This window comes from Streptomyces sp. NPDC053432 (assembly GCF_055585365.1).
This window is the reverse complement of record NZ_JBVJKF010000016.1, coordinates 91,380-113,254: the sequence shown is the minus strand read 5'-3', so window position 1 is coordinate 113,254 and position 21,875 is coordinate 91,380. Positions and strand designations below refer to the sequence as shown.

22 protein-coding genes and 3 pseudogenes are annotated in these 21,875 nt (G+C 69.7%); 17 read left to right on the top strand and 8 right to left on the bottom strand.

The genetic code is table 11. From position 1 onward, the window contains the following. The first annotated feature begins 141 nt into the window (after nt 1-141). Nucleotides 142-729 carry a hypothetical protein gene (locus ACZ6Y1_RS25080; protein ID WP_469633879.1) on the top strand — a complete coding sequence of 196 codons (588 nt, stop codon included), beginning with the start codon at nt 142-144 and terminating at the stop codon, nt 727-729. Beyond that, nucleotides 726-863 carry a hypothetical protein gene (locus tag ACZ6Y1_RS25075; protein WP_469633876.1) on the top strand — a complete coding sequence of 46 codons (138 nt, stop codon included), beginning with the start codon at nt 726-728 and terminating at the stop codon, nt 861-863. The genes ACZ6Y1_RS25080 and ACZ6Y1_RS25075 overlap by 4 nt, the downstream gene beginning before the upstream one ends. A 456-nt stretch (nt 864-1,319) precedes the next feature. Here the strand turns inward: ACZ6Y1_RS25075 and ACZ6Y1_RS25070 are convergent, their stop codons facing one another. Continuing rightward, complete coding sequence (locus tag ACZ6Y1_RS25070) at nt 1,320-1,445, bottom strand: hypothetical protein (RefSeq protein ID WP_469633873.1); 126 nt, start codon at nt 1,443-1,445, stop codon at nt 1,320-1,322. Nucleotides 1,446-2,145: 700 nt separating this feature from the next. After that, on the bottom strand, nt 2,146-2,889 hold the full coding sequence (locus ACZ6Y1_RS25065) for an SDR family oxidoreductase (protein WP_469633871.1): 744 nt from the start codon (nt 2,887-2,889) through the stop codon (nt 2,146-2,148). A 104-nt stretch (nt 2,890-2,993) separates the two neighbouring features. On the opposite strand from ACZ6Y1_RS25065, the gene ACZ6Y1_RS25060 reads away from it, so the two are divergent. The 3 genes from ACZ6Y1_RS25060 (at nt 2,994) to ACZ6Y1_RS25050 (ending at nt 6,617) form a co-directional block, all read left to right on the top strand. Then, nucleotides 2,994-3,842: a LysR family transcriptional regulator gene (locus ACZ6Y1_RS25060; RefSeq protein ID WP_469633869.1), complete on the top strand. Its 849-nt coding sequence runs from the start codon at nt 2,994-2,996 to the stop codon at nt 3,840-3,842. Between the two features lie 446 nt (nt 3,843-4,288). Further along, a complete protein-coding gene (locus ACZ6Y1_RS25055; RefSeq protein ID WP_469633867.1) occupies nt 4,289-4,606 on the top strand; it encodes a hypothetical protein in 318 nt (105 codons plus the stop codon). 661 nt (nt 4,607-5,267) lie between these two features. Further along, nucleotides 5,268-6,617, top strand: coding sequence for a hypothetical protein (locus ACZ6Y1_RS25050; RefSeq protein ID WP_469633864.1), 1,350 nt, complete (start codon nt 5,268-5,270; stop codon nt 6,615-6,617). A 422-nt stretch (nt 6,618-7,039) separates the two neighbouring features. On the opposite strand, the gene ACZ6Y1_RS25045 is transcribed toward ACZ6Y1_RS25050, so the two are convergent. Beyond that, nucleotides 7,040-7,408 (bottom strand): hypothetical protein, encoded by a 369-nt coding sequence (locus tag ACZ6Y1_RS25045; RefSeq protein WP_469633861.1) that lies wholly within the window; start codon nt 7,406-7,408, stop codon nt 7,040-7,042. Nucleotides 7,409-7,659: 251 nt separating this feature from the next. On the opposite strand from ACZ6Y1_RS25045, the gene ACZ6Y1_RS25040 reads away from it, so the two are divergent. Next, complete coding sequence (locus ACZ6Y1_RS25040; RefSeq protein ID WP_469633858.1) at nt 7,660-7,869, top strand: hypothetical protein; 210 nt, start codon at nt 7,660-7,662, stop codon at nt 7,867-7,869. A gap of 60 nt (nt 7,870-7,929) precedes the next feature. Here the strand turns inward: ACZ6Y1_RS25040 and ACZ6Y1_RS25035 are convergent, their stop codons facing one another. Continuing rightward, nucleotides 7,930-8,274: a hypothetical protein gene (locus ACZ6Y1_RS25035; protein ID WP_469633855.1), complete on the bottom strand. Its 345-nt coding sequence runs from the start codon at nt 8,272-8,274 to the stop codon at nt 7,930-7,932. A gap of 105 nt (nt 8,275-8,379) precedes the next feature. Between ACZ6Y1_RS25035 and ACZ6Y1_RS25030 the strand changes: the two are divergent. Further along, a pseudogene (locus tag ACZ6Y1_RS25030) lies at nt 8,380-8,991 on the top strand (transposase); the annotation flags it as partial. A 38-nt stretch (nt 8,992-9,029) separates the two neighbouring features. Here ACZ6Y1_RS25030 and ACZ6Y1_RS25025 read toward each other — a convergent pair. Next, nucleotides 9,030-9,989, bottom strand: coding sequence for an ArsR/SmtB family transcription factor (locus tag ACZ6Y1_RS25025; protein WP_469633852.1), 960 nt, complete (start codon nt 9,987-9,989; stop codon nt 9,030-9,032). A 220-nt stretch (nt 9,990-10,209) separates the two neighbouring features. On the opposite strand from ACZ6Y1_RS25025, the gene ACZ6Y1_RS25020 reads away from it, so the two are divergent. From ACZ6Y1_RS25020 to ACZ6Y1_RS24995, 6 genes are all read left to right on the top strand, one after another. After that, complete coding sequence (locus ACZ6Y1_RS25020) at nt 10,210-11,148, top strand: alpha/beta hydrolase (RefSeq protein ID WP_469633849.1); 939 nt, start codon at nt 10,210-10,212, stop codon at nt 11,146-11,148. A gap of 265 nt (nt 11,149-11,413) precedes the next feature. After that, nucleotides 11,414-11,857 (top strand): hypothetical protein, encoded by a 444-nt coding sequence (locus ACZ6Y1_RS25015; protein ID WP_469633846.1) that lies wholly within the window; start codon nt 11,414-11,416, stop codon nt 11,855-11,857. After that, nucleotides 11,857-13,272: a hypothetical protein gene (locus ACZ6Y1_RS25010; protein ID WP_469633844.1), complete on the top strand. Its 1,416-nt coding sequence runs from the start codon at nt 11,857-11,859 to the stop codon at nt 13,270-13,272. The genes ACZ6Y1_RS25015 and ACZ6Y1_RS25010 overlap by 1 nt, the downstream gene beginning before the upstream one ends. Further along, nucleotides 13,221-13,718, top strand: coding sequence for a hypothetical protein (locus ACZ6Y1_RS25005; protein WP_469633841.1), 498 nt, complete (start codon nt 13,221-13,223; stop codon nt 13,716-13,718). Before ACZ6Y1_RS25010 ends, ACZ6Y1_RS25005 begins: the two co-directional genes overlap by 52 nt. A gap of 468 nt (nt 13,719-14,186) precedes the next feature. Next, nucleotides 14,187-14,531: an NAD-dependent epimerase/dehydratase family protein gene (locus ACZ6Y1_RS25000; protein ID WP_469633838.1), complete on the top strand. Its 345-nt coding sequence runs from the start codon at nt 14,187-14,189 to the stop codon at nt 14,529-14,531. A 2-nt stretch (nt 14,532-14,533) separates the two neighbouring features. After that, complete coding sequence (locus ACZ6Y1_RS24995) at nt 14,534-15,028, top strand: NAD-dependent epimerase/dehydratase family protein (RefSeq protein ID WP_469633835.1); 495 nt, start codon at nt 14,534-14,536, stop codon at nt 15,026-15,028. Here the strand turns inward: ACZ6Y1_RS24995 and ACZ6Y1_RS24990 are convergent. Then, nucleotides 15,025-15,867, bottom strand: a complete 843-nt coding sequence (locus tag ACZ6Y1_RS24990; RefSeq protein WP_469633832.1) for a glycosyltransferase family 2 protein — start codon at nt 15,865-15,867, stop codon at nt 15,025-15,027. The two genes, ACZ6Y1_RS24995 and ACZ6Y1_RS24990, sit on opposite strands and share 4 nt — an antisense overlap. Nucleotides 15,868-15,945: 78 nt before the next feature. On the opposite strand from ACZ6Y1_RS24990, the pseudogene ACZ6Y1_RS24985 reads away from it, so the two are divergent. From ACZ6Y1_RS24985 to ACZ6Y1_RS24970, 4 genes and pseudogenes are all read left to right on the top strand, one after another. Next, nucleotides 15,946-17,231 (top strand): annotated as a pseudogene (locus ACZ6Y1_RS24985) (RHS repeat-associated core domain-containing protein); the annotation flags it as partial. Between the two features lie 306 nt (nt 17,232-17,537). Continuing rightward, nucleotides 17,538-17,972 carry a hypothetical protein gene (locus ACZ6Y1_RS24980; protein WP_469633829.1) on the top strand — a complete coding sequence of 145 codons (435 nt, stop codon included), beginning with the start codon at nt 17,538-17,540 and terminating at the stop codon, nt 17,970-17,972. Between the two features lie 424 nt (nt 17,973-18,396). Next, nucleotides 18,397-19,879 (top strand): annotated as a pseudogene (locus tag ACZ6Y1_RS24975) (NF041680 family putative transposase). Nucleotides 19,880-19,929: 50 nt separating this feature from the next. After that, entirely contained in the window at nt 19,930-20,250 is a 321-nt protein-coding gene (locus ACZ6Y1_RS24970; RefSeq protein ID WP_469633826.1) for a hypothetical protein, read from the top strand. Between the two features lie 119 nt (nt 20,251-20,369). On the opposite strand, the gene ACZ6Y1_RS24965 is transcribed toward ACZ6Y1_RS24970, so the two are convergent. Together ACZ6Y1_RS24965 and ACZ6Y1_RS24960 are read right to left on the bottom strand one after the other, a co-directional pair. Beyond that, on the bottom strand, nt 20,370-20,765 hold the full coding sequence (locus ACZ6Y1_RS24965) for a DUF4241 domain-containing protein (RefSeq protein WP_469633823.1): 396 nt from the start codon (nt 20,763-20,765) through the stop codon (nt 20,370-20,372). A gap of 337 nt (nt 20,766-21,102) precedes the next feature. Beyond that, nucleotides 21,103-21,744 carry a hypothetical protein gene (locus tag ACZ6Y1_RS24960; RefSeq protein WP_469633820.1) on the bottom strand — a complete coding sequence of 214 codons (642 nt, stop codon included), beginning with the start codon at nt 21,742-21,744 and terminating at the stop codon, nt 21,103-21,105. Nucleotides 21,745-21,875 lie beyond the last annotated feature (131 nt).

The window sequence follows — 21,875 nt, the reverse complement described above, 5'->3', positions numbered from 1 at the left end:
GATTGATGAACAGCCCGAACAGCAAGAAATCCCCACCGCGAGAGCGGTGAGGGCGAGGTGCGGGGTACCAGTTCGGGAACTACGTACCCCGCGTCCGCGCGCTGGCGCTACGGTCGCTCCACTCGATCCCAGGGGACGCACATGCGCAGACGAATCGCCGCCATCCTCCTCGCTTCGCTTGCCCTCGCCGGCTGCAGCGGTGAGGCTCCATCCAAGCCGGACGCCAATCCGACCGCACGGCCTTCGGCGACTGGGTCCGCGGGTGCGCTGGCGCTCGGGGCGAGGGCAGAGACCGTCGGAGCTGGCGGCCTCGGGCGTCTCGAGCTGACCCCCACTTCGATCGTCTACCTGCAGGCCGGGGCGACCTCCGAGAAGCCGCAGGCCGAAGGCTTCGTGTTCGTCGCGGTCAAGGTGGTAGCGACGGCTCCGGTGGGCACCGCTCAGACTTCGCCGATCAGTAATGGCGGGTGGAGTTGGGTCGGCCCGGATGGGGAGGCCATCAAGCAGGGCAACGGTTCGGCCTTCAACGTGGTCGCTGATAGCTTCAATGCGAGCTTCATCTCGCCCGGGACATTCGATTGGGCTGGCGTCGTCTTCGATGTCAAGGTGACGCAGGCGGGCGGCATGCTCCTCTACACCGATGGCGCTGGGCAGGCGTACCGCTGGGCGATGCCGAAGACCGACTCGGGCCCCCAGGTCGCACAGATCAAGCAGGAGCTCGCACCTTGACGCAGCGCATCGCCCCCACCTCAAAGAATCCCGGATCGGCGATCCACCTACGAAGGATGTCGGCGTCGGGGGCCGCGCACGAGGGTTCGGTGGAGGTGCTGCTGGCCGATGGCAGCGAGCCGGGGCCGGTGTGATTCGACCTCGGCAGCGGTTCGCACATGCCGTCGTTTAAGCAGGACTCGCTTGCGGAGCAGTTCGAAGCCTGCGCGGCCGAACATTTGGCGCTATAGCATCTTGATCCGATTGACATGGCCCTCGACACCTCCGGATTTCCAGGCTGTGCGAGCCCGGCGGTGACAGTCTCCATGTCGCCTTCCAGGTACTGGCGAATTGCTGGAGGCTTCGCAGGTCGGCATTGGTCGCAGCCTCGATCCGGGCCCACAGTTGGCGGCCTTGCAGCTAAGCGAGCATGTGGGCGAAGAAACGGACGTGACGCGCGAGGGTCCTATGGTCGTTTTACCCACGTGGTAACGGGTGGCGGGCTGCCGGTTCTTCGAGCCAGGTGGGCGTACCGAGCTGGTTGAGTTGAGGATTTGGGAACACGGGCCGGACAGGCGAGAGGCTGTCGCACGACTTCCTCGGGCCCGGAGTCAAGAGGGGAATTGTGTGGTGCTGGTGATGAGTTTCCCGAGGTGGTGGACGGCGAGGAGCTTGATCTCCGTGTCGACGGGTCGGTGTCCGTGGTAGTTGCGGTGCAGGCCCAATCCCTGGAACAACTGGACGAAGCCTGGTTCGGCGAGAGCGCCTCGCCGGCGGTACGGCGCTTGGCCGGCCGGAGTGGCCAGGCGGCCGGCCATGCCCGCTGGCCGGTGGAGGCGGTCTGGCGTTTCGCGGGCAAGTCGATTCCCCGGCCTCGTCGGCACATCGACTCCAGCGGATGGTGCGTCGCTCCCGTCTACCTCGCCCGGCGTGCGGGGCCAGCCGGTGGGGGCAGCGGGTAGCACGGACCGTACGTCCACCGATCTGGTCGAGAGCCGCGACCGTACCACCGCCGTCATTCATTCCGTCACTGCGTGAGGCGAGCGCACCGTCCGGCTATGGCCAGGCCCAAAGGCACGTCGTCCTCACCAGCGTCCACTCCAACCGAGCCCATAACTACCTCCACAGAGGCCCCGCGCCCTCCCCCCTTGGCAAAAGCGCCCTGAAGTCGGCGAGCTCATCCACCGCACCCGTGTACCGAGGCTCGACAGTTGTCACCGGCGGAGCCCAAAAGGCAGGCAGAAGGGCCGGCCCGAAGCAGCCTGGTGGTCACCTGGAAGGCAGGCTACGTGTCACAGACGCACGGTGCCTTCGATCCCTCACTTCGTGGTCCGCCGGCGGCTCGGGCTCGGCGGCCGTACCGACATGGCGTGACGCCGACGGTCACGAGGAGGCGCGTACGTCATCTCCCCGGGGGTAGCGCGAACCGGAAGCGCGTCACCAGGGGACCTCTCCCTCGTCGTCGAAGAAGCGGCCCGTCGGCCCGTCGGCCGATACGGTGGCCAGCCGGATCGCGGCGGCTGCGCCCTGCTGGGGGGTGCGCACTCCCCGGAAGCCGTTCAGGTCGGTCGCCGTGAAGCCAGGGCAGACGGCGTTGATCAGGATGCGGGTGTCGGCCAGTTCCTTGGCGTACTGCACGGTGACGGCGTTGAGGAACGTCTTCGACGGAGCGTACGCGATGGAGATCGGGCCCGTTTCGGCGCCAGGTGTGGTCTGGCGTGCGAGGGAGCCGACGCTGCTGGAGACGTTCACGATGCGCGGCGCCGACGAGCGGCGCAGCAGAGGGAGCAGGGCGTTGGTGACACGGATGACGCCGATCACGTTGGTCTCCACGGCCGCCCGTACCCGGTCCACGTCGACCGTCGTGGGCTCCTGCGGCGTACCGCCGGTGATGCCGGCGTTGTTGACGAGCGCATCCAGCCGCCCGGCCTGCTCCTCGATCAGGCGGGCCGCCGCGGACACGCTCGCGTCGTCGGTTACGTCCAGGGGCACGCCGAACACGTCCGCGCCGGCCGCGCGGAGCTTGGCCACGGCGGCCTCGCGCCGTTCCTCGTCCCGCGCGCCGACCCCGACCGTCCAGCCGAGGGTGCCGAGTCCGGCGGCGATCTCGTACCCGATGCCCTTGTTGGCCCCGGTCACCAGCGCGACCTTGGGGTGGTTCACGATGTTCGTCTCAGTCATGACACCGATGCTCCTCCCCCGCCGGGCAGGGCGTCCAAGACCGACTGGGTGGGCGGCGATACCGCCTGGGTATCACTCCTGGCCGGCCCGGTTAGGGTGGCAGGGTGGAGACACGTGAGCTGAGGTACTTCGTCGCGGTCGCCGAAGAACTGCACTTCGGCCGGGCCGCGCAGCGGCTCGGAATCGCCCAACCCCCGCTGTCACGGGCGATCGCCGGGCTCGAACGAAGCCTGGGCGCCCTGCTGCTGGAGCGAGGCAGCCGGGGCGTGGCCCTGACCGAGTCCGGGGCGGTGCTGCTGCGGGAGGCGCGGGCGGCTCTGGACGCCATCGAGGCCGCAGAACGGCGCACCCGCCGGGCCGCCCTCGCCGCGACAGGCAGCCCCACCGTGGTCCTGGCCGCGAAGGCGGGTGCCTCCGATGAACTGCTGGCCAAACTCCTCGAGGCCTACGCCGCCGAGCCCGGCGCCGTCGCCGTGGACGTCGTGCTGTGCGGGCCGGGCGAGCAGGTTACGGTGCTGCGCACCGGCCGGGCCGACGTAGCTCTGCTGCACCGGCCCTTCGACGACACGGCCGGCTTCGACACCGAGGACCTGCACTCCGAGGGCCAGGTCGCGTTCCTCCCCGCAGGCCACCCCCTCAGCACCCGCCCCCACCTGCGGCTCGCCGAGGTCACCGCAATTGCCGACCTTCCCCTGCCCCGCTGGCCCCGCCCCGACGGCACCTTCCCGGACGGGCCCGGACCGCAGGTGCGCGACCACACGCAGCTCACCCAGCTCATCGCCCTCGGCCGCGCCTGCGCGGTCGTCCCGGAGTCAGGCCGCACAGGCCTGCGCGACGGAGTCACCGCCGTACCGGTCACCGATGCCCCCCACGTCACCACGGTCATCGCCTGGCCCCCACACAGTCGTTCAACGGCGGTCGCGGGACTGGTCCGCGCCGCCACCGCCCTGTAACCGTGGGCGGTGAACCCCGGGGCACCGCGCGATTTCGGGGTCGTCGTCCGGCCTCCATCAGCACCCGGCACATCGTGCGGTACGAAGCGACTGGCCTGCACCGGCGTTGCCCGCGCTCCGGCACGGCCAGGCGCCGACGCCAAGTGGCAACGAACCTGCCTTGGTGACACCTATCACGCCTCGGCTCAACCCGAACCGAACTACCCACCGCAGCTGGCCAGCGGCGTGCCAGTCTCCGTGGTCGTCACGTCGTCGCCGTTGGTGAGCTTCGGCACCGGGTGAGCCGGCCACCGGATCCGGCGTGACCGACGCGCAGAACCAGGCTCGCCGTACGTTCCCTTGGCCGCCGGTCACCAATGACCGGCTGCGTGACCTGTACGGCCGCCCCGGCCGGGGGCAGCCTCGTGATCGGAACCCCTACACCTACGGATGGAAAGCTGGATGTCATGGCCTCAACACGCAGAGAGAACACCCCCGCGCAGAACCTCCTGGCGAGTCTCTTCTTCCTTGCCATCGGCGTGGCGATCGTCTGGGTGGGATTCCAGGGCTCGTCTGACGACTGCGGCGGCAAGAAGATGTCGGCGGGCGACACCTGCGTGAGCTACTCGAACGGCAGGCAGACCGGGAGCAAGAACCTGGAGGAGCAGAGGTCCGACAACTCGACCACGTCAAACGTGACGTTCATCGTAGGCGGGCTCATAATCCTCGCCAGCGCCTGGTCGAGCGTCAGCGCCCTCAGAGAAATGAGCGGCTCGGCTCGTTGACCGCCCCACTCCCCCGCCCCAAGCTCATGCGCGCTGGTGAGACCCAGCCGAGCGGGCACAGCCTCGCCTCGCCGACGCAACGATCTCGCCTGGGACGGGGCGGGCTGCGGCTGGGGGTGAGCGGCGGGTGGTCCTTCGCGGGGGCGTGTGGGGGCTGGTTCGGAGAGTTCCGGGACGATCCGGCGATCTCCGAGGGCGAGGGCGAGGTGTGCTCGTTCAATCTGCACCTGGACGACTCCTGGGGCAACGGCCAGGTTACCGGCGACCCCGAAGTCCTTTACCAGAACGGAAGTTGCTGCGCGCACAGGGCATGCCGGACGAGGGGCGAGCGAACCGGCGAGGTGCACCGGACCGTCCCCGGGGTGATGGAGCGGCATTTCGACCTGCCGCTCCCCCGGCCACCTGGTGCTGGAGGCCCGGTTGCCGGCCGTCCTGCTCCCCGAGCAGAGCCGCCTCTCCGAGGGGTCGGGCTGTTGAGGCGTGAACCACCAAGACCGAGGAGCGAGCGTAGGAGTGTCAGGAGTGTGCGGATGAACGTGCGGGGGCGAGTGGCGGTGGTCCGGTGACGGCGTATCACATCAAGTACTTGCCGGCCGGAATGGTGCCGATCGATGGCGCCGGGGGCCGGCCCGGGGTCCGGGAGGGTGTCAGGACATGGTCCGTGAGCCGGGACGGTGTCGCTTCCCGGCCCGGGTCCGGAGGCGGCGTCGCCACCTGGGCTGTGGCCGACGCCGAGCGGTGGCGCAGGGCGGCGGTACCGCCCGTCCTCGCTCCCGCCGTGGGCGGATGGATCCTGGCTGCCCTGGTGGCGGCGGCGTACGTCCTCCTGTTCGGGCTCTCGTCCGCGGCCGCGGCCTGGCACAGAGGCCCCGGAGACGGGACGGACTGGCTGAGGTATCCGGGGCTGGTGCTGCTGACCGCCCTGCCCCTGTGGTATCGGTACGTTCCGGTCGCGGCCATTCCGGCGGCCGTGATCGTCGGTGGAGAGGCGGTTCTCACTCTGGCCCGGTCCGGTGACGTGGACCGTCCGGCGCGGGCCGGGTGGCTGGTCGTTCTCGCCGCCTGCGCCGTCGCGGCCATCGGAGGCCGGCTGCGGCTGCGGGCCCGGCGCCGGCAGCGGGCGCTGGCCCTCGCTGCCGCGGGAGGGCGGCGCTTCCCGCTGCCCGATGGCACCCCGGAAGCGGACGGCCACCGCGGACACCAGCAGGTCTACCTCGGGCTGGCGCTCTGCCTGCTCGCGGCGGCCATCCTGGCCGACGGCCTGTCCGGGGACCTGACCGCGTCCGGCACCGCCTTCGACGCCGTGGGGCAGCAACGCATCGCTCTGGTGCTCCTGGTGGCCGGTACCACCGTCTACGGCCGGGGGCAGCTCGCCTACCTGGCCGCCCGACGCCTGCACGAGGAGCTCCAGCCGGCTCTGATCGTCGGCGTACGTGCCGGGGCCGACGGGCGCCACTGGGTGTGCGCGGACGCCCGCACCCGCTCGGCGGCGCCCCTGATCGCGTACGTTGCCGGCAAGAGCGACACCCGCGCACGGACGCGGCTCCTGGGCAGCGGCTCGGCGTACGCAGTGGTGAACGGGCACCACGACATCGACCCCTGGCACGAGCCCTTCGAAGCGGTCCTCTACGGCACCCTCGCGGAGGGCGACGAAGTCGTCCTCGCGTACGCCTGTGCCGAATACCACCTCCACCAGGAGACGGCGCAGATGTACGAGACCGTCACCACTGCCCCGCTCCGCCCGGACCGCCGGCACGGGCTGGGCCCGTGGGATCCGGCAGACGGCCCCACCAGGCAGCGTGAGCGGCTCCGCGAAAGCCAGGAGAGGGCCGAGCGCCACCGGGAGGAACAGCGCAAGGCGGAGGAGCGCCGCAGGAGCCAGCCCCGCCGTTCCTCGCCCCGGGGACGCGGGAACGGCTCCGGCCCCCGGCACCATGGAGGCGGGGGCTGCGGCTCCAGTTGCGGCTCCAGTTGCGGGTCGAGCTGCGGGTCGAGCTGTGGGGGCGACTGAGCTGGCGTACTGGACCGCCGGGCGGCAGGGTGCCACTGTCTGCGCCCTGCTTCTCGTCGCAGGCGCTCGGAGATTTCCGAGGGACGTGCCACCACCGCGCCCACCGTGGCATCCGCTACACCTCGGGCACCGCCCCTGACACTGAAATGGCGCCTCGGTCCTTTAACGAGCTCGTGCATGGTTGGCGCTGGGGCTTGATCCCTGATCATGTTCGTGTGGTGGGGAACGGGGGCTCGTGCAGCGATCGTCAGCGATCGGCGGATCACAGGACTGTCGACCGGTGTGATCGCCGAACTCGTCGCCGAGGTCGGTCCGTTATGGGCTGAAAGGCACCAGGCGAGACTGGGGTCCGGGCCACGCAAGCGGGCCGTGGGCGCCGGCGCAAAGCACCAGCTGTGCCGACATACTGAGCTGATCAGCGCCTACCTGGGATCGTCGCTTTCCCAGGGATAGACGAAGAGGTCGGGCTGGACGCCCCATGCGTTGAGTACGGTGTTCAGCTCAGGCTCGTCCGGGGCGTCGGCGGACTCGATAAGGGCTGAGCCGATGTCGTAGTCGAAGCCATCCATGCGCTCGTGGTCGTACTCCCCATGCTCCAGCCGAAAGCCACGTTCAGCATCGCTGCGGACCCATCCCTCGCCCCGCGCCTGGACATCGGGCTCGCTCCGCGTGGGGCGGATGTCCACGAATGCACGGCGATCTGGCCGCGACGCCGGAACTTCCGCAACCAGCCTCCTACCGAGTCGGAGCGCGGTCAGTTTGTCCGTCGGCCAGTGCGATCCGTCATTCATGAGGCTCATTCTGTTGCTGCCCGTGGAGGGCTGAGGATCGGGGGTCAGGCGGAACTCTGTGAACCCCCCAACCCCGGGTTCGCCGGAACAGGCAGCACACTCCCGCCGACAACGCAGCAGCGGCTCGGCTAGCAGTTCCCAGTCAAGCCACCTGCTTACACTGCCGCCAGACACGCCAGTGATCACCTGTTGCGACGATCCCTGGAATCCACCCACCGGCCGGGGCTTCGGGCTTCCTGAAGGAGTTCACCGTGCCCGCGTACGAGGCCCTGCCCCACTTCACCGCCGACCTGGAGCGCCTCACTCCCGAGCAGCGCCGCCGCTTCCGCCGGACGATGGCGGCCGTCGTCGACGACCTGCGCACCGGACGCTTCCGTGCCAGCCTCCATTCAGCGCGCGGGTTCACTGAATCCCAGACGAGTCATTCCAATGTGATCAGTGGTCGAAGGCAGCCGTTGTGACTTCCTGATTGAGCCGGCCTCGGAGCACGCTCACCAGCTCGATCAGGCCTCGGTCGGTCGTCAGCGCAGCCAGCCCTTCTTGGGCGGATCGGCGGGGACCGGCTCCCGTGCAAGGACCAGCTCGGCGACGCAGATGCGCATGTGCTCGCAGAGCGTGGAGGGGCTGTTCGAACTGTCGTACCAGACCGACCTGCTCTGCTCAACGAGCCAGCTCGTCGGAGACGTACGGAACACGAGGCGGCCGGCTTTCTCCGAGTCGACGCCTCGCACGTAGGTCCGACTCATCTCCTCGGCCCGGGCGAGAGCCGCCTCCTGTCCGCCTTCGACCGGGATCCTTTCCACCAGCTCCCAAGTGCTGTCGCCGCTCCATGACTTGTTGGCTTCCACCAGCACGTACCAGCTCATGACCCCGTACCCCCTATGTCAGTGTGCGCGCACCCAACCCAGAGGAGCCATCCTGGAAACTGGCGGTGCCCCTGGGAACGCAAGCAGGGCGCCCAAGATCGATCTGTGACGAATGACCTGGACGCCCTGCTCACCGCACTGTACGTGAAGATCGACGACACGATCGGGGATACCCGACGGCGGGGACGCCCGCCCCGGTTGACGGACTCCCAGCTCGTCTGCCTCGCCGTCGCCCAGGCAATGCTGGGCTTCACCTCGGAGTCCAGGTGGCTGCGGTTCGTCCACTCCCGCTTGGGCGCGATGTTCCCGTACGCGCCCAAACAACCGGGCTGAAACAAGCGGCTACGGGCCGCGCTCCCGCTGGTCAAGTGGGCGATAGGGCTCCTCGCGACGGACAGCGACTCCTGGTTCGACAACCACTGGATCATCGACTCCACCCCGGTCGAGTGCGGCCGCTCACGGCCCACGGTGAAGCGGTCGGACCTGGCCGGCTGGGCCGGATACGGATACTGCGCCAGCCACTCCCGGTTCTTCTGGGGACTGCGGCTGTACCTGGTCTGCACCCCGACCGGGATGCCGATCCTGTGGGCCCTGGCGAACCCGAAGCTCGACGAGCGCGAGGTGCTGACAGCGATGCTGCACCGCGAACCGGACGCGGTCACCGACCGGCCCGGCCTGCTGCTGATCGCGGACAAGGACTTCGCTTCAAAGGAGTGGAATGAGCCTGCGGGCCCTCTTGCGGCGAACTACGGCGGTCAGGTGCCTGCAACCAGCGTGCCGAGTGCCGTGCGCCGGTGGGTGACCGAGCGGCCTGTACGGGTCGTCGTCGCCATGCCGGCCGATCTGAGCACCGCCGCGTGGGATGAGGCTGTCGCGTTGCTGACGTTGAGGGCCCGGGCCAGAGATGTCGTGGTGTGAGGCTCGGCGAGGAGGCGCAGGGCGTCCAGCCGGGTGCGGCCCAGGACGGAGGCCAGGGTCTCGGCCGCGGGGACGCCCGGGCGCCCCGCAGTGGGCGGGAGCCCGGGGCCGGCTGGGTACGTCAGGACTGCAGAACGGCCCGGGGCGTCCTGAAGAAGCGGGCCCGCCGGGTGGTGGAAGGTGGGCAGCAGAACCAGGCCGCGCCCGTCGAGGCGGACGTCGCGGGCCTGCGCTGCTCCGGGCCATTCCCATACACCCTCGTGGAGCCGGCTGCCGGGGGCCAGGCCGGTCAGCGTAGCGGCCACGCCGTGCTCGGCGACCGTCAAGGCGTAGCGAGTGAACTCCTCACGGTGCAGATCTTGTACGACGGACCAGACCGGGGCGAGAACCGTCTCGTACGCGGCCTGCTGGGCGCGGTGCAGGGTGCGCCAGGACGTCTCATCGCCCGCGTGCAGGCCGCGGATCCAGCGAGGGGCGGGCACCTCCCCGTAGACACGCTCCAGCTCGGAGCGGACGAGGCCGGGATCGGCGGCGTGGACCTGTTCGAAGCCGTCGCCCATGGTGTCGCCGAGGACGTCGATGAAGGAGGGCGGGCGGCCCGCCGGAACCAGGTCGGCGAGCGGTGCAGTTGCGGCCGGGAGGGAGCGCAGGACACGGCCGCGCCACGGCGCGAACAGAGGTCCGCCACGCCGGGTCACGGCTGTCGTCAGAGCGGCGTGCAGCTCCTGGAGCGGCGACGGGCGGGGTGCGAAGCGGATCCGGGCGAAGTCCTGCGCGGTGAACTGGATTCGCAGCACCCTCACAACTCCTCTTCCTGGGCCAGCCTTTCGGCCAGGGCCTGAACCTTCGCCTCGTGACGGCCCCCGCCCTCACGATTTTCGTATGACTTCTCGACGCACTCTTCTGAAAGGCACCCTATTCGGGAGTGCCGCCGCCCTGCTGCCCACGGCTGCGTCCGCCTCCGGTAGCAGCTTGATCCTCCGGCTGCCCGCGCCCGCGGGCCCGTACCCCGTGGGCATGCAGAAGGTCCATCTGACGGACCCCGCCCGTACCGATCCGTGGGTGGGCGGCGTGCGGGAGTTGATGCTGACCGTCCTGTACCCGGCCCGATCAGTACGCGGCTTTTCACGGGCGCCGCAGCTCACCCGGGCCGAGGCCGCGGTGTTCGCCGAGTACGCCCCGGGTCGCCACCCGGGGCTGCCGGAGCCGAGGGTGGTGGACTGGGGCGCGGTCCTCACCCACGGGTACGTGGGCGCGCCGCCGCTGCCCGGGCGGCGGCCGGTACTGGTGTACTCACCCGGCGGCGGTGACTCCCGCGCGCTCGGCACAACCCTCGCCGAGGACCTGGCAAGCCATGGCCGAGTGGTCGTCCTCGTCGACCACCCCGGGGACGCTTCTCAGGTGGAGCTGCCGACCGGCTTGCGGACGACCGTCCTGATCGGACCGCCGGACCCGGCGATCTTCCGCACGATGGTGGACACCCGGATCGCGGACCTCCGCCTGGTCCTGGACCGGCTCGGCGACCTGCCGCTCGCCCCGTTCATGGACCCATGCCGGATCGGGTTCTACGGGCACTCCGCAGGCGGCACGGCGGCGGTGTACGCAGCGCGCCACGACCGCAGGGTCGGCGCGGTGGCGAACCTGGAGGGCTACCTCGACCTGTACCCGACGCAGGTCGAAGCCGACCGGCCGCTGCTGCTGTTCCGCACCGACGGTTTCGAGGGCGCCGCCCGTATCGAGTCTTCCTGGGCCAGTCTTCCCGGCCACCCTGTGCTGCTCGCTGAGGCGAACCACTGGGCGTTTACCGACTACGGCTCGCTCGTCGCGCGGCTGCAGACCGCCGGTCTTGTGACAGCGACAACGCGCGCCGCGCTCGTCGGCACCGGCGGCCCGGTTGAGACCCTCGCCGAGGTACGACGCCGGGTGGGGACCTTCTTCGCCCGCCATCTGTTGTAGCGGGACCTTGAGGAGGCGGCCGGTGGCCCGTCGAAGCACGACCCGGAGGGAGGTTGCGGTGCCGCCTCCGCAACGGATGCAGGGTGCCGCACCACCTCCAGCTTTCCTGGCCAGCGGTATGTCGACGGCAGCGCGGCAGCCAGACAGACACCGCCCGTGCGGGCCGCGGGTTGTGCGGACACCGCTCCGATGCCGGTCCGACAGGGTTGACGCCCTGTCACAAAAGGCTGCAGCAGGGGCTATCAGGGTGTGCAAGGCTGGGGAAATGACGTTCGATTTCGCAGCGGAATGGACGCAGGCGAAGGGGGAAGCGGCCATGCGCTTGGCCTCCGCCGGGCCCTCGCCCGCGCCGACTCCCCAGCCGAGCCCCTCCGCCTCGCCGGCCGCCGCTACGGGCGACCCCGACCTCGGGCTCCATGACGGCCCCGTGCATGCCAAGGCCGCCGGTATCCGTGCGGCCAACGCCGAGGCCCGCGGCAAGTCCTCGCTCGACGACGCCGAGGCCGTGGGCCGCAGCCACAGCGGGTGGGTGGCCGGGGCGGCGAGCAACGACTGCGTCGGTGCCTGGCAGCGCAGGCTCAGGGAGCTCGCGGACCTGGTCGACGGCGCGGCCGGCGCCCTGACCTCGGGTACGAACGCCATCACCGCCGAGGACCAGGCGATAGCCGACCGGCTCCGCGCGGCCGGCGGGGTACTGGAGGACGTCTGATGGTCTCCGTACCGGAACTGAAGCAGGCCGACCCGCAGAAGTGGCGGACCGCGGCCGACGACGCGGTGGCTGTTGCCAAGCAGTGCGACGGCCTCGCCTCGTACGCGCGTCAGGACGTCGCCCGGACGGTCGACCGGTGCTGGGTCGGCGAGTCGGGCCGCGCCGCCGCCGAACGGTTCGTGAAGCACGCCGACGACTACGAGACGTCCGCCCTCGCCCTGCGCGCGATGGCCAAGGCCTACGACGACCTCGCCGAGGCGATCACAGCCGCGCAGCGGGACCTGAACAGCGCCCTGGACTACGCCCGCAGCCGCGACCTGAAGGTCGACGACAGCGGCCGGGTCCAGCTGTCCCGTCCCGTGATGGTGCCGCAGGGCAGTACCGAGCACCTCGAACCGGTCAACCACGCACAGGGGATCATCACCGACGCCCTGCGCAAGGCCACCCAGGCCGACACGGACACGGCGCGCGCCCTGCGCACGATCGAGGGGCTGACCGCGGTCTCCGACCCGCAGCTGGCCAAGGAGGCCCTGACGCCCGGGTCCCCGCTCGCCGTCGCGCTGGCTCTGGCGGGCGGTACGGACGGCCTGCACCCGATCAACGTCTCTCCGGCCCAGTTCGCCGCCGTGAACCGGGCCGCCGCCGAGACGGGCATCAGCCGCAAGCTGCTGCTGGCGATCCTGTGGCAGGAGCAGCAGTGGTACCAGAACTTCAGCCCCGGCCTGACCGGCCCCCTGGCCCAGGCCGGCCGCATCTTCGACTGGACGCTGCAGCAGACGGTCAAGCCCGACAAGTCCCTCGGCATCACGCACATGAAGTCGGACACCGCGCGGGAGGTGATGGGGCGCAACCGTGAGGCGTTCACCCTGCCGGACGGCACCTACCTCGGGAATCTCGACGACGCGCAGCTGACCAAGTACATCGAGGAGAACCCCGACGAGAACGTCCGCCTGAGCGCCTACCACCTCCAGGGCCTGCGGGAGGAGCCCTACGGAGCGAGGACCGACAAACAGCTGTTCACCCTCTACGCCGCGGACACGCCCGGGGTGCGGGAACTGAACGAGCAGTACGGCGACGAGTCGGAGAACCGCGCCAACGACATCAGGACCCGGGGCGAGAACTGGGACAGGCTGGAACCGCACCTGGACGACGCGATGGCCTGGAACGCGCTGACGGACGAGCAACGGGCCACGGCCGTGCGGCAGCTCGAGTCGCAGACCCCGGCCGGACACCACGTCTCCGCCGACCCGATCTACCATGAGGGCACGGGCCTTCCACCGGAACGGGAACCGGTCCCGCAGAACCGGGCACCCCCTCCCCCAGCCCGGGGCCGGCGCCCCTCCCGCCGAGGAGCAACTGACCCATGCACACACGGAAGTCACTCCCGCTGCTGCTGGGTCTGCTGCTCACGCTGAGCGGCTGCGGGCTGGCCGGGGGCGACCGCGGTCCGAAGCCGAAGCCGTTGACGCCGATGCCGAGCCAGGTGCCGACCGGTCCCGAGTACGCGACGGTCGACGACGTGATCGCCGCCCTGGCCAAGGGCGGCTTCGACTGCAAGGTGACGGTGCGCAACGTGTACGCGTACGGCTCGAACGCCACCTGCGAGGTGCAGCACCGCGGAACGACCGTCACCAACCAGATCTCCCTGCTGAGCACGGCCCGCTTCAGCAGGGACGAGGTCGGCGACGGCATCGCGGTGGCGCGCCGGACGTACGGCCAGACCGTCGTCGCCGCTGGCAACTGGTACATCTGGGTGCGGCCCGCGGTCTACGCCCACGACATGGCCGCCGCCCTGCCGGGTTCCGTGGTCCTGGAGCCGCTCGGAGATCCGGCGCAGGGGCCGGGCCGGGCGGGTCCGTAGCGGCCGGATCCTGTGGCGGCGGCCTGCCCGGCCGCTCATCCACCGCGCCGCCCGCCACCGCACCGTCCGCCACCCCAGGCCGCCCCGACGGGCGGGCAGGGGAAACGGGCGCCCTTCCGGCTGACGAATACCCCTGGGTGGGAAGCGCCCTCAGCCTGAGCCTCACCCTCCGGTGCAGTCGGACATCGCCTCTCCGGTTACCGGGTCGATGGCGTAGGCGTAGCCGTCGCGAGCCAGGAAGTACACCGGTCCGTACTCCGCTGTGACCGCGGATCGCGTCGAACCTGTAGAACCGCCCCCCGAAGGTTCTGATGCTCACGGTGCCGAACGTCGGTGCCGGATGCTGGTGTACGGCTCCGCGTTCGCGGTGCGCCCAAGCGCGCTCGCCGGTCGTGGCGTTGATCGCGTGTAGGCCGCCCTTGTCGAGTTCTCCGCGGGAACTGCCCGCGAAGACCACGCCTCCGGCTGTTGCCAAGGTGCGGAAGGCCTGTTTCGCCGCCGAATACGTCCAGCGCGGGACGCGGGACGGACGCCGGTGTTGAGGTCGAATGCGAGCAGCTGCCCCTTCATCGTCCTGCAGCACACGGTCTCACCGGCGGCGAGGCTGCCGGCAAGGCCTGCGCCGGCAAGGCGGATCCAGCCGGAGAGACCACCCGCGAGCCGCTCGCCCCCATCGGCACCAACACCGCTGGCACGCAGGCGGTCCTGAACGCCGTCGCCGCCAGTACCCGCATCCGCCTTCTGGTGTTCGTGTCGTCGGCCAGTGTCTACGGCGACGGCAGCCCGAGGAGGCCCACAGCCAGGAGCTGCTGACCATGCGCCGACTGTTGGAGGCCGTCCAGGGACGGATCCCGCCCCAGTTCCGCGAGGACGACCGGATGCGACCGGTGCCGGTGTACGGGAACACCAAGGCCTGGGGCGAGGAGCAGATCGCGCTCATCCTCGGCCGGCCGGACCTCTCGTACGGCATCGTCCGGTACTTCTCCGTCTACGGGGAACCGCAGATTGCAAAGCCGAACAGCCACTCCTGGGCGGTGGCCTGGTTCGCTGCCCGCGCCGCCCTCGGACTGCCGCTGCAGCTGAACGGGGGCGGCCGTCAAGTCCGCGACCTCACGCACGACGACGACATCGCCGAGGACACCTTGCGCGCGCTGACCAGCCCCGGGCCCACCCCGACCCTCAACATCGGTACCGGCGTGGGCACCAGCATCCGCGACGTCGCCGCTCGGCGGGTACGCCTCGACCCGCCGGATGGAGAACGTCCTGGGCTGTCCTGGCTGGCGGCGCGGGCCACCGCCGCTCAGCGCTAGATGACGGGCGGCCTGCCCAGCGCGGCCATCCGTACGACGGTCCGCCACCGCATCGGCCTGCGGGGTCCGGCATCGACCCGCACTCCTTCGGCGAACCCGCCGAACCAGGCGCGCAGCCCGGCCGCCGATCGCGTCCGGGCGACGGTCAGCAGGGTCCAGACACCGAGGTAGACGGGGACGAGGAGTGCGGGCAGGTGACGCTTGGCGAGCCAGACCCGGTTGCGGGCGGTCATCCGGTAGTAGACCGCGTGCCGGGCGGGCGAGGTCCTGGGGTGCTGGAGCACGAGTGTGGGCTCGTACAGAATCTCCCACCCGGCGTCGAGCGCCCGCCAGGCGAGGTCGGTTTCCTCGTGCGTGAAGAAGAACGCGTCGGGCCAGCCGCCCGTCTGCTCCAGCATCTGCATCGACAGGGCGTGGCCGCCGCCGAGCAAGGTGGTGACCAGCCCGCGCCGCATCGGGTCCTTCGCCCGCAGACGCGGGATGTGCCGCCGCTGCGTCTCACCGCTCTCGTCGGCGATCCGGAAACTGACGATGCCCAGCCGCCCCGCCCCGGCTTCGTACAGATCGGCGATCCGCCGCACGACACCGGCGTCGACGAGCAGCCCGTCGTCGTCCAGATCCACCAGTACGTCGACGTCCCCGAACTCCCGCAGCCTCCGCCAGGCGACGTTGCGGCCGCCCGAGACGCCGAGGTTCTCGGCCAGCTCCACCCCGACCACACCGTCCGGCAGCCCGGGCAGCGCGCATCCGTTTCCGACCACGACGACCCGTACGGCGGCCTCGTCCTGCTTGGCCACCGAGTCCAGCAGGGCGCGCAGCTCGGGCATCCGGTCGCCCATCGTCAGCACGGCCACGCCCACGCGCGGTCGGGTCACACCCAATCAGGTCCTTCCCTGCACCAGCTGAACGGCGAGCGCGACGTCTTCGACCAGCTCGCCCGGGCGGTCACCCCGGACGGCACGGTCCTGACCCGCCGACGCGACGCATCCGGACGCCTGCTCTCGGAAACCACCGACGGCCGAACCGTCTCCTACACCTACGACGCCCTTGGCCGCCGCACCGGTCGCACCACCCCCACCGGCACGCAATCCAAGTGGACGTATGACGCCGCCGGCCACCGCACCCACCTCACCACGTCGGGCCGCACGATCACCTTCGAGCGCGACGCGGCGGGCCGCGAGCTCACCCGCACCATCGGCCCGGACCTCGCCCTCACCCATGCCTACGACCCGCTCGGCCGCCTCACGGACCAGCACCTCCTCAGCCAGGACGGCCGCACCCTCCAACGCCGCGGCTACAGCTACCGCGCCGACGGCGCCCTCACCGCGATCGACGACGCCCTCGCAGGCCCGCGCACCTTCACCGTGAACGCGGCAGCCCGCGTCACCTCCGTCGAAGCCGCCAACTGGTCGGAGCGCTACGCCTACGACGAGGCCGGCAACCAGACCTCTGCCTCCTGGCCCACCCGCCACCCCGGCGCCGAGGCCCAGGGCGACCGCTCGTACCAGGGCACCCGCATCACCCGCGCCGGCTCGATCCGCTACGAATACGACTCCCTCGGCCGAACCGTCCTGCGCCAGAAGCCCCGTCTCTCCCGCAAGCCGGACACCTGGCACTACACGTGGGACGCGGAAGACCGCATGACCGGGGTCACCACCCCCGACGGCACGCACTGGCGCTACCGCTACGACGCCCTCTCCCGCCGCACGGCCAAACAACGCCTCGCAGCCACCGGCGAGGTGGTGGAGGAAACTCTCTTCACGTGGGATGGCAGCACCTTGTGCGAGGAGGCCACCGGCCCGGTAGTCCTCACCTGGACCCACAGCGGCCTGCACCCCCTGACCCAGGCGGAGCACGTCCTCGGCACCACCGATGACCGCTTCTTCTCCATCGTCACGGACCTCATTGGCACCCCGCGCGAACTGGTGGACGAGTCAGGCGACATCGCCTGGCGCGCCCGCTCCACCCTCTGGGGCTCCACCACCTGGACCCGCAACGCCACCGCCTACACCCCCCTCCGCTTCCCGGGCCAGTATTTCGATTCAGAAACCGGCCTCCACTACAATTTCCACCGCCAGTACGACCCCGAATCAGGCCGCTACCTGAGCATAGACCCGATCGGCTTGGGTCCAGCACCAAATCCAGTTTCCTATATTCACAACCCCTGACATGGGCCGACCCTCTGGGACTTTCCCCCTGTCCACAGGTCGATCCGATATCCAAGAACATCGCAGACCACTCACGACAGCGTTTCAACGACCCCGGAGGCTTCGAACACTACGCCAGAGACGTCGATCCAAAGACATTGGAGTACTACATCGACGGCATCATCAATGGAGACGTACCCACGGTCCTGCCGCCGAAGTTCCTAAAGAGAGGCCGAGTGGCATACTGGGATACCGACAAAGATTTCGTAGTCATCGAAGAAGGCAACGGGGGCACCGCTTTCACCCCTCGGGAAGGGAAAACCTATTACGATGAGCTGGAATGAAGAAGCCGGGTGTACGTCATGACTGACAAGCCTGACGCCGTGATGACAGTGTATGAGTTCAAGATTATTTTCCAGGTCACGAAGGAGATGCACACCATCCCAGAGGAGCGGCTTACATCGGCCGGAATTCCCCCGCAATACCCACTTGAAATCCTGCGTTTCGCTCGCGATATCCGACAAGCCCTGCCTCTCGGGCGGGTGGATGTCACTTTCGTTTCACCGCCCCCATCACGCAATAGGATCCTAAGAATCTCGGAGTCAACAAGCCACCAGGAATCCGCAACATACTCAAGACTGGAGTTCCCCTCTTCTATTGCACGACTTTGGCGCCCCCTGATTAAGGCGACGACAGAACTTCTGGGTGATGACGAGCTGAGGTTCAGGACGGGTTTCAACAAAGAGGAAATCGACTCCGCCTCCGCATTGCTCAAAAATGAGCTTTTTAGCGATTGATTGGCAACGGGCAGGAAGTCGGCGAGGAACGGCTTACGGAAGGGCCAGAAGTACTGCGGTGGCGGCAGCGCGCGTGGCCCCGAGTACGGCAAGGCGGCCGCTGCCCGGCGGGCCTGCGCGGCAGCGGACCTGCTCGGCGTTTCCTGGGTCATTCAAGCGCTCACGGCGTTCACGGAGGGACGTCCGCTGCCGCCGCCGTTCGACGACGTGGACCGGAATGAGGGGACCCGCACTCCGATCCTGCCATCGAGGCTTCCTGGTAGCGGGCGGCGGCATGCGTCGACCAAGTCCGAACAAGCACTCAGCTTGTGCCTTATGGTCCGGCATCGAACAGGGCTCGGACTTGTCCCAGTTCACGGCGTGTCCTCGGGGCTGGAGCCTGCTCCTGAGAGAAGAGGTCGGCGCGGCGCGTGGAGGCTGGATCGTGGATCAGGTCGAGCACGGGATTCAACGAGGCGCGTTCACAGCGGTGACGGCGTTCCGCACTGAGCTGTACAGCTCCCCGCTTGCCCGGGGCGATGCGCTCTTCGAGCTGTGCGGTGCGTTGTTGTGCACCGACGGCCCGGTCCGCACCCTTGTGGACCTGGCCCTCGCGCCTGAGCACAGGCAGGGGCACGGTGCTCTCTACGCCGGCCTGAACCAAGGCCGGATCGATGTCGCCCGGCTCCGCCGCGCCCTGGTCGGGGTACCGCCGCCCCGGGCCGCCGACGGTCGCCTCGTGCTCGCGGTGGACGTCTCGCCGTAGCTGCGGCCGGACGCGGACACGTGCTCGGACCGATCCTTCTGTCACACCTTCGGCCGGGGTTTGGGCAAGCACCAGATGGTGCCTGGATGGCCGTACGCGATCGTCGCCGCACTGGAATCCGGCCGCACATCATGGACTGCCCTGCTGGACGCGATCCGGCTGGAGCCTGGCGCGGACCTGGCGGCGGTCACCGCCGAGCAGGTCCGCGAGGTTGTCGAACGCCTCGTCGCGGCGGACCAGTGGCGCCAGGGTGATCCTGAGGTCCTGGTTGTCCTCGACGCCGGCTACGACGCGCCTCGGATCGCCCACCTTCTGATGGACACGCCGGTCGAGGTGTTGGGTCGGCTCCGCTCGGACCGGGTGATACGCAAGCCGGTTCCAGTGCCGTGGATCTGCCCGCCGCATGGTGGGCGCCCGCCCAAGCACGGTGGTGAGTTCGTCTTCGGCCGCCCCGAGAGCTGGGGCGAGGCGGCGGTGGTGACCGTGACCGACACAGAGCGGTACGGGACCGCGACCGCGCAGGCGTGGGACCGGCTCCACCCCCGGCTGACCCGCAGGGCTGCGTGGGGGGGGATCACGAGGGGCCCCTGCCGATCACCGAGGGCACCGTGATCGGTTGACCGTGTCGAAGCTACCCAGCGGCGGAGTCAACAAGCCAGTCTGGCTGTGGTGGTCGGGCACCGGCTCCGCCGCCGAGGACGTCGACCGGTCCTGGCAGGCCTTCCTGCGCAGGTTCGACGTTGAGCACACGTTCCGCCTGCTCAAACAGACCCTCGGCTGGACCCGGCCCATGCACCGCGACTCTGCCGCAGCCGACCGATGGAGCTGGCTCGTCCTGGCCGCGCACGCCCAACTTCGACTCGCCCGCCCCCTCGCCGCTGACCTCCGCCGGCCGTGGGAACGACCGGCGGAACCGAACAGGCTGACACCGGCCCGAGTCCGCCGCGGGTTCAGGAACCTGCGCGCGAAGACGGGCACGCCAGCTCGTGCACCGAAACCCACCCGCCCCAACCCTGGTCGGCCGCTCGGCTCGAAGAACCGGCGGCCCGCCGCCTGCCACGACGTTGGACGCGTCCTCGCCACCGGCGAGTCCTACACCCGACCCGCACACCACAAGAAGGGGACGAAGCCCCGGAGAACAACCGATGATGGCCGTCAATAGGCTGCTCGGGCTACAGCCCCAGCCGGAGATCGATCTACAGGGGGCCGACCATGGAGAACTGGTCTAAGTGGGAGAACGACGAAAGCGCAGCTCGTTCTCGCTATACCCAGGACATGAAGGCAGAACGCCGCGCTCTGCGCGAGGCCCTACGTTCAGACCTGCCCGCCGCCCACATGGGCTTGGGCGTGACCGTCATCGCCTTGATCGTCATCGCCAGTTTCTCCGGCCCTCGATGGACTTTGATCATTTTTGGCGCCTTCACGGCCTGGTTCCTTCTAGCACTGGCAGTGATCCACATCGGCAGCGGTCGTGGCCGGGATGCCCTCCGCCGGGCCTACATCGCCACGTTCGGCTGGGGCAACTGGATCTGAACGTCGTTCACGGTGAGCCCCTCCGCCGGAGCCAGACGATAAACGTCAAGCTCAGGGGTGGTGTCCCAGGCCGAGGTACACCTGATGTCGAGGTGCGGCCCGGGGCACCTGCGCCAAGGTCAGCCGCGTCGGCAAAGGAGCCGTCCTGATCGGCCTCGATGAGCTGCTCGTCCGCTTCCCCAGTGGTGACTTGCCCGCGGAGCCTGAGCACTGGGCTCCGCGGGCGACAGGCCATCCACGCATCTGCGAAAGGACGCCGACGAGGTCGCCCACGCCCCCGCGTCGGCGAAGCAGCCAACATGGTGGTCGGCTCCGAACCCGGCAGTCTCGCCTGGTGGAAGGCCGGCGATGTCCTCATCGACGCCCAGGCCCATCTCCCACCCGATCACAGGGTCGCTGCTGAGGCACGGGCGCGTCGCTGCGGACCGCACGCCGTCGAACTGCTCGCCGAAGAACTCGTACGGACCCGCCGTCCACGCGATCTCCGCTGGGTAGACGCCCGGAGGAATGCGCACGGCCAGCTCCCGCGGAGACCTCGTGGGGACCCTTTCCCGTACCGGGAGACGTCGCCGTCGTCCCACGGCGCATCGACGACAAGGCGGCCCCTCGGTACACGCATGGTGGTCACCCGCTCGATGCCCCTTGCGACGACGAGAGTTGTCGGTTCGTCGTAGACCGTTCCCACGTAAGCGCCGGGCGCGAATGTCGCCTCCAGGTGCCAAGTGGCCGCCCGGCCCGGCTGCCAATCGCGCGTCCCCGACTCACTTCATGTCTCACGAACGGCCCGGCAACTCCCGGCGTCTACCGCGTGCCCTGGCCGGGGAGCAGGCCGGACGGCGGAAGCGGTGGAGGTCAGGGGCAGGTCTCGTCTGTCTTGGCGACGGTGAAGGCGACGGGCTGGCCGTTCAGTGCGGATCCGGGCTTGGGGTCCTGGGAGCAGACCTTCCAGTTGGACTCCTGGAGGACCATGCGGCTCTGCACAGCGTCCTTCACGGTGATCGACGCGTTGGACGGGAGTGCGGCCCGGACGGCCTTCATGCCCTGTCCGACGAAGTTCGGCATGGTGTCGCCGGCGGGCTTGGGTGGGGCTGCGTCGGTGGCCGGGCAGGTCTCCTCGAGCTTGACCGCGCCGAAGTCGATGCTGGTACTGGTGCTGATGTTCGAGCCGGCGGCCGGAGCCTGGGAGCAGACCTTCCAGTTCCGGTCGAGGGCCTGGAGCCTGTCGCGGCCGAGCGCGTCGTGAGACTTGAGGGCATAGAACCCTGCTGCCTGCGCCTCGTCCTGGGCGGTCTGGAGGCCCTTGCCGACGAGGTTCGGAAGCGTGGCCGTCTTCGCAGCGGGTGCGCCGCTGGACGGCGCGGCCGAGGGGGCCGGGGCCTGTGTGCCGGGTGCTGGGGGCTTGCTGTTGCTGCTGGCCTGAGGGTTGCAGGCGGTTAGGGCGAGTGCGGCGGCGGCCGCGGTGGTGAGGACGGGGATCAGGTGATGTGTGCGCATCGCGCCATGTTCGCCGGTCCTGGGCGCCTGTGGGGTAGGTGTGACCGGTCCGTGACCGCGAATGCCCGCGTGAGGGGCGGGTCTTCGGTTCCCGGCCGCATCTGAGTCGAGCCGGGACAGAGTGCGTCGGT

Coding starts and splice junctions, on each gene's coding strand:
- ACZ6Y1_RS25080 (WP_469633879.1), top strand. CDS start 142: ATGCGCAGACGAATCGCCGCCATCCTCCTCGCTTCGCTTGCCCTCGCC.
- ACZ6Y1_RS25065 (WP_469633871.1), bottom strand. CDS start 2,889: ATGACTGAGACGAACATCGTGAACCACCCCAAGGTCGCGCTGGTGACC.
- ACZ6Y1_RS25055 (WP_469633867.1), top strand. CDS start 4,289: ATGGCCTCAACACGCAGAGAGAACACCCCCGCGCAGAACCTCCTGGCG.
- ACZ6Y1_RS25045 (WP_469633861.1), bottom strand. CDS start 7,408: ATGAATGACGGATCGCACTGGCCGACGGACAAACTGACCGCGCTCCGA.
- ACZ6Y1_RS25035 (WP_469633855.1), bottom strand. CDS start 8,274: ATGAGCTGGTACGTGCTGGTGGAAGCCAACAAGTCATGGAGCGGCGAC.
- ACZ6Y1_RS25020 (WP_469633849.1), top strand. CDS start 10,210: ATGCAGAAGGTCCATCTGACGGACCCCGCCCGTACCGATCCGTGGGTG.
- ACZ6Y1_RS25015 (WP_469633846.1), top strand. CDS start 11,414: ATGACGTTCGATTTCGCAGCGGAATGGACGCAGGCGAAGGGGGAAGCG.
- ACZ6Y1_RS25010 (WP_469633844.1), top strand. CDS start 11,857: ATGGTCTCCGTACCGGAACTGAAGCAGGCCGACCCGCAGAAGTGGCGG.
- ACZ6Y1_RS25005 (WP_469633841.1), top strand. CDS start 13,221: ATGCACACACGGAAGTCACTCCCGCTGCTGCTGGGTCTGCTGCTCACG.
- ACZ6Y1_RS24995 (WP_469633835.1), top strand. CDS start 14,534: ATGCGCCGACTGTTGGAGGCCGTCCAGGGACGGATCCCGCCCCAGTTC.
- ACZ6Y1_RS24990 (WP_469633832.1), bottom strand. CDS start 15,867: ATGGGCGACCGGATGCCCGAGCTGCGCGCCCTGCTGGACTCGGTGGCC.
- ACZ6Y1_RS24980 (WP_469633829.1), top strand. CDS start 17,538: ATGACTGACAAGCCTGACGCCGTGATGACAGTGTATGAGTTCAAGATT.
- ACZ6Y1_RS24970 (WP_469633826.1), top strand. CDS start 19,930: ATGGAGAACTGGTCTAAGTGGGAGAACGACGAAAGCGCAGCTCGTTCT.
- ACZ6Y1_RS24960 (WP_469633820.1), bottom strand. CDS start 21,744: ATGCGCACACATCACCTGATCCCCGTCCTCACCACCGCGGCCGCCGCC.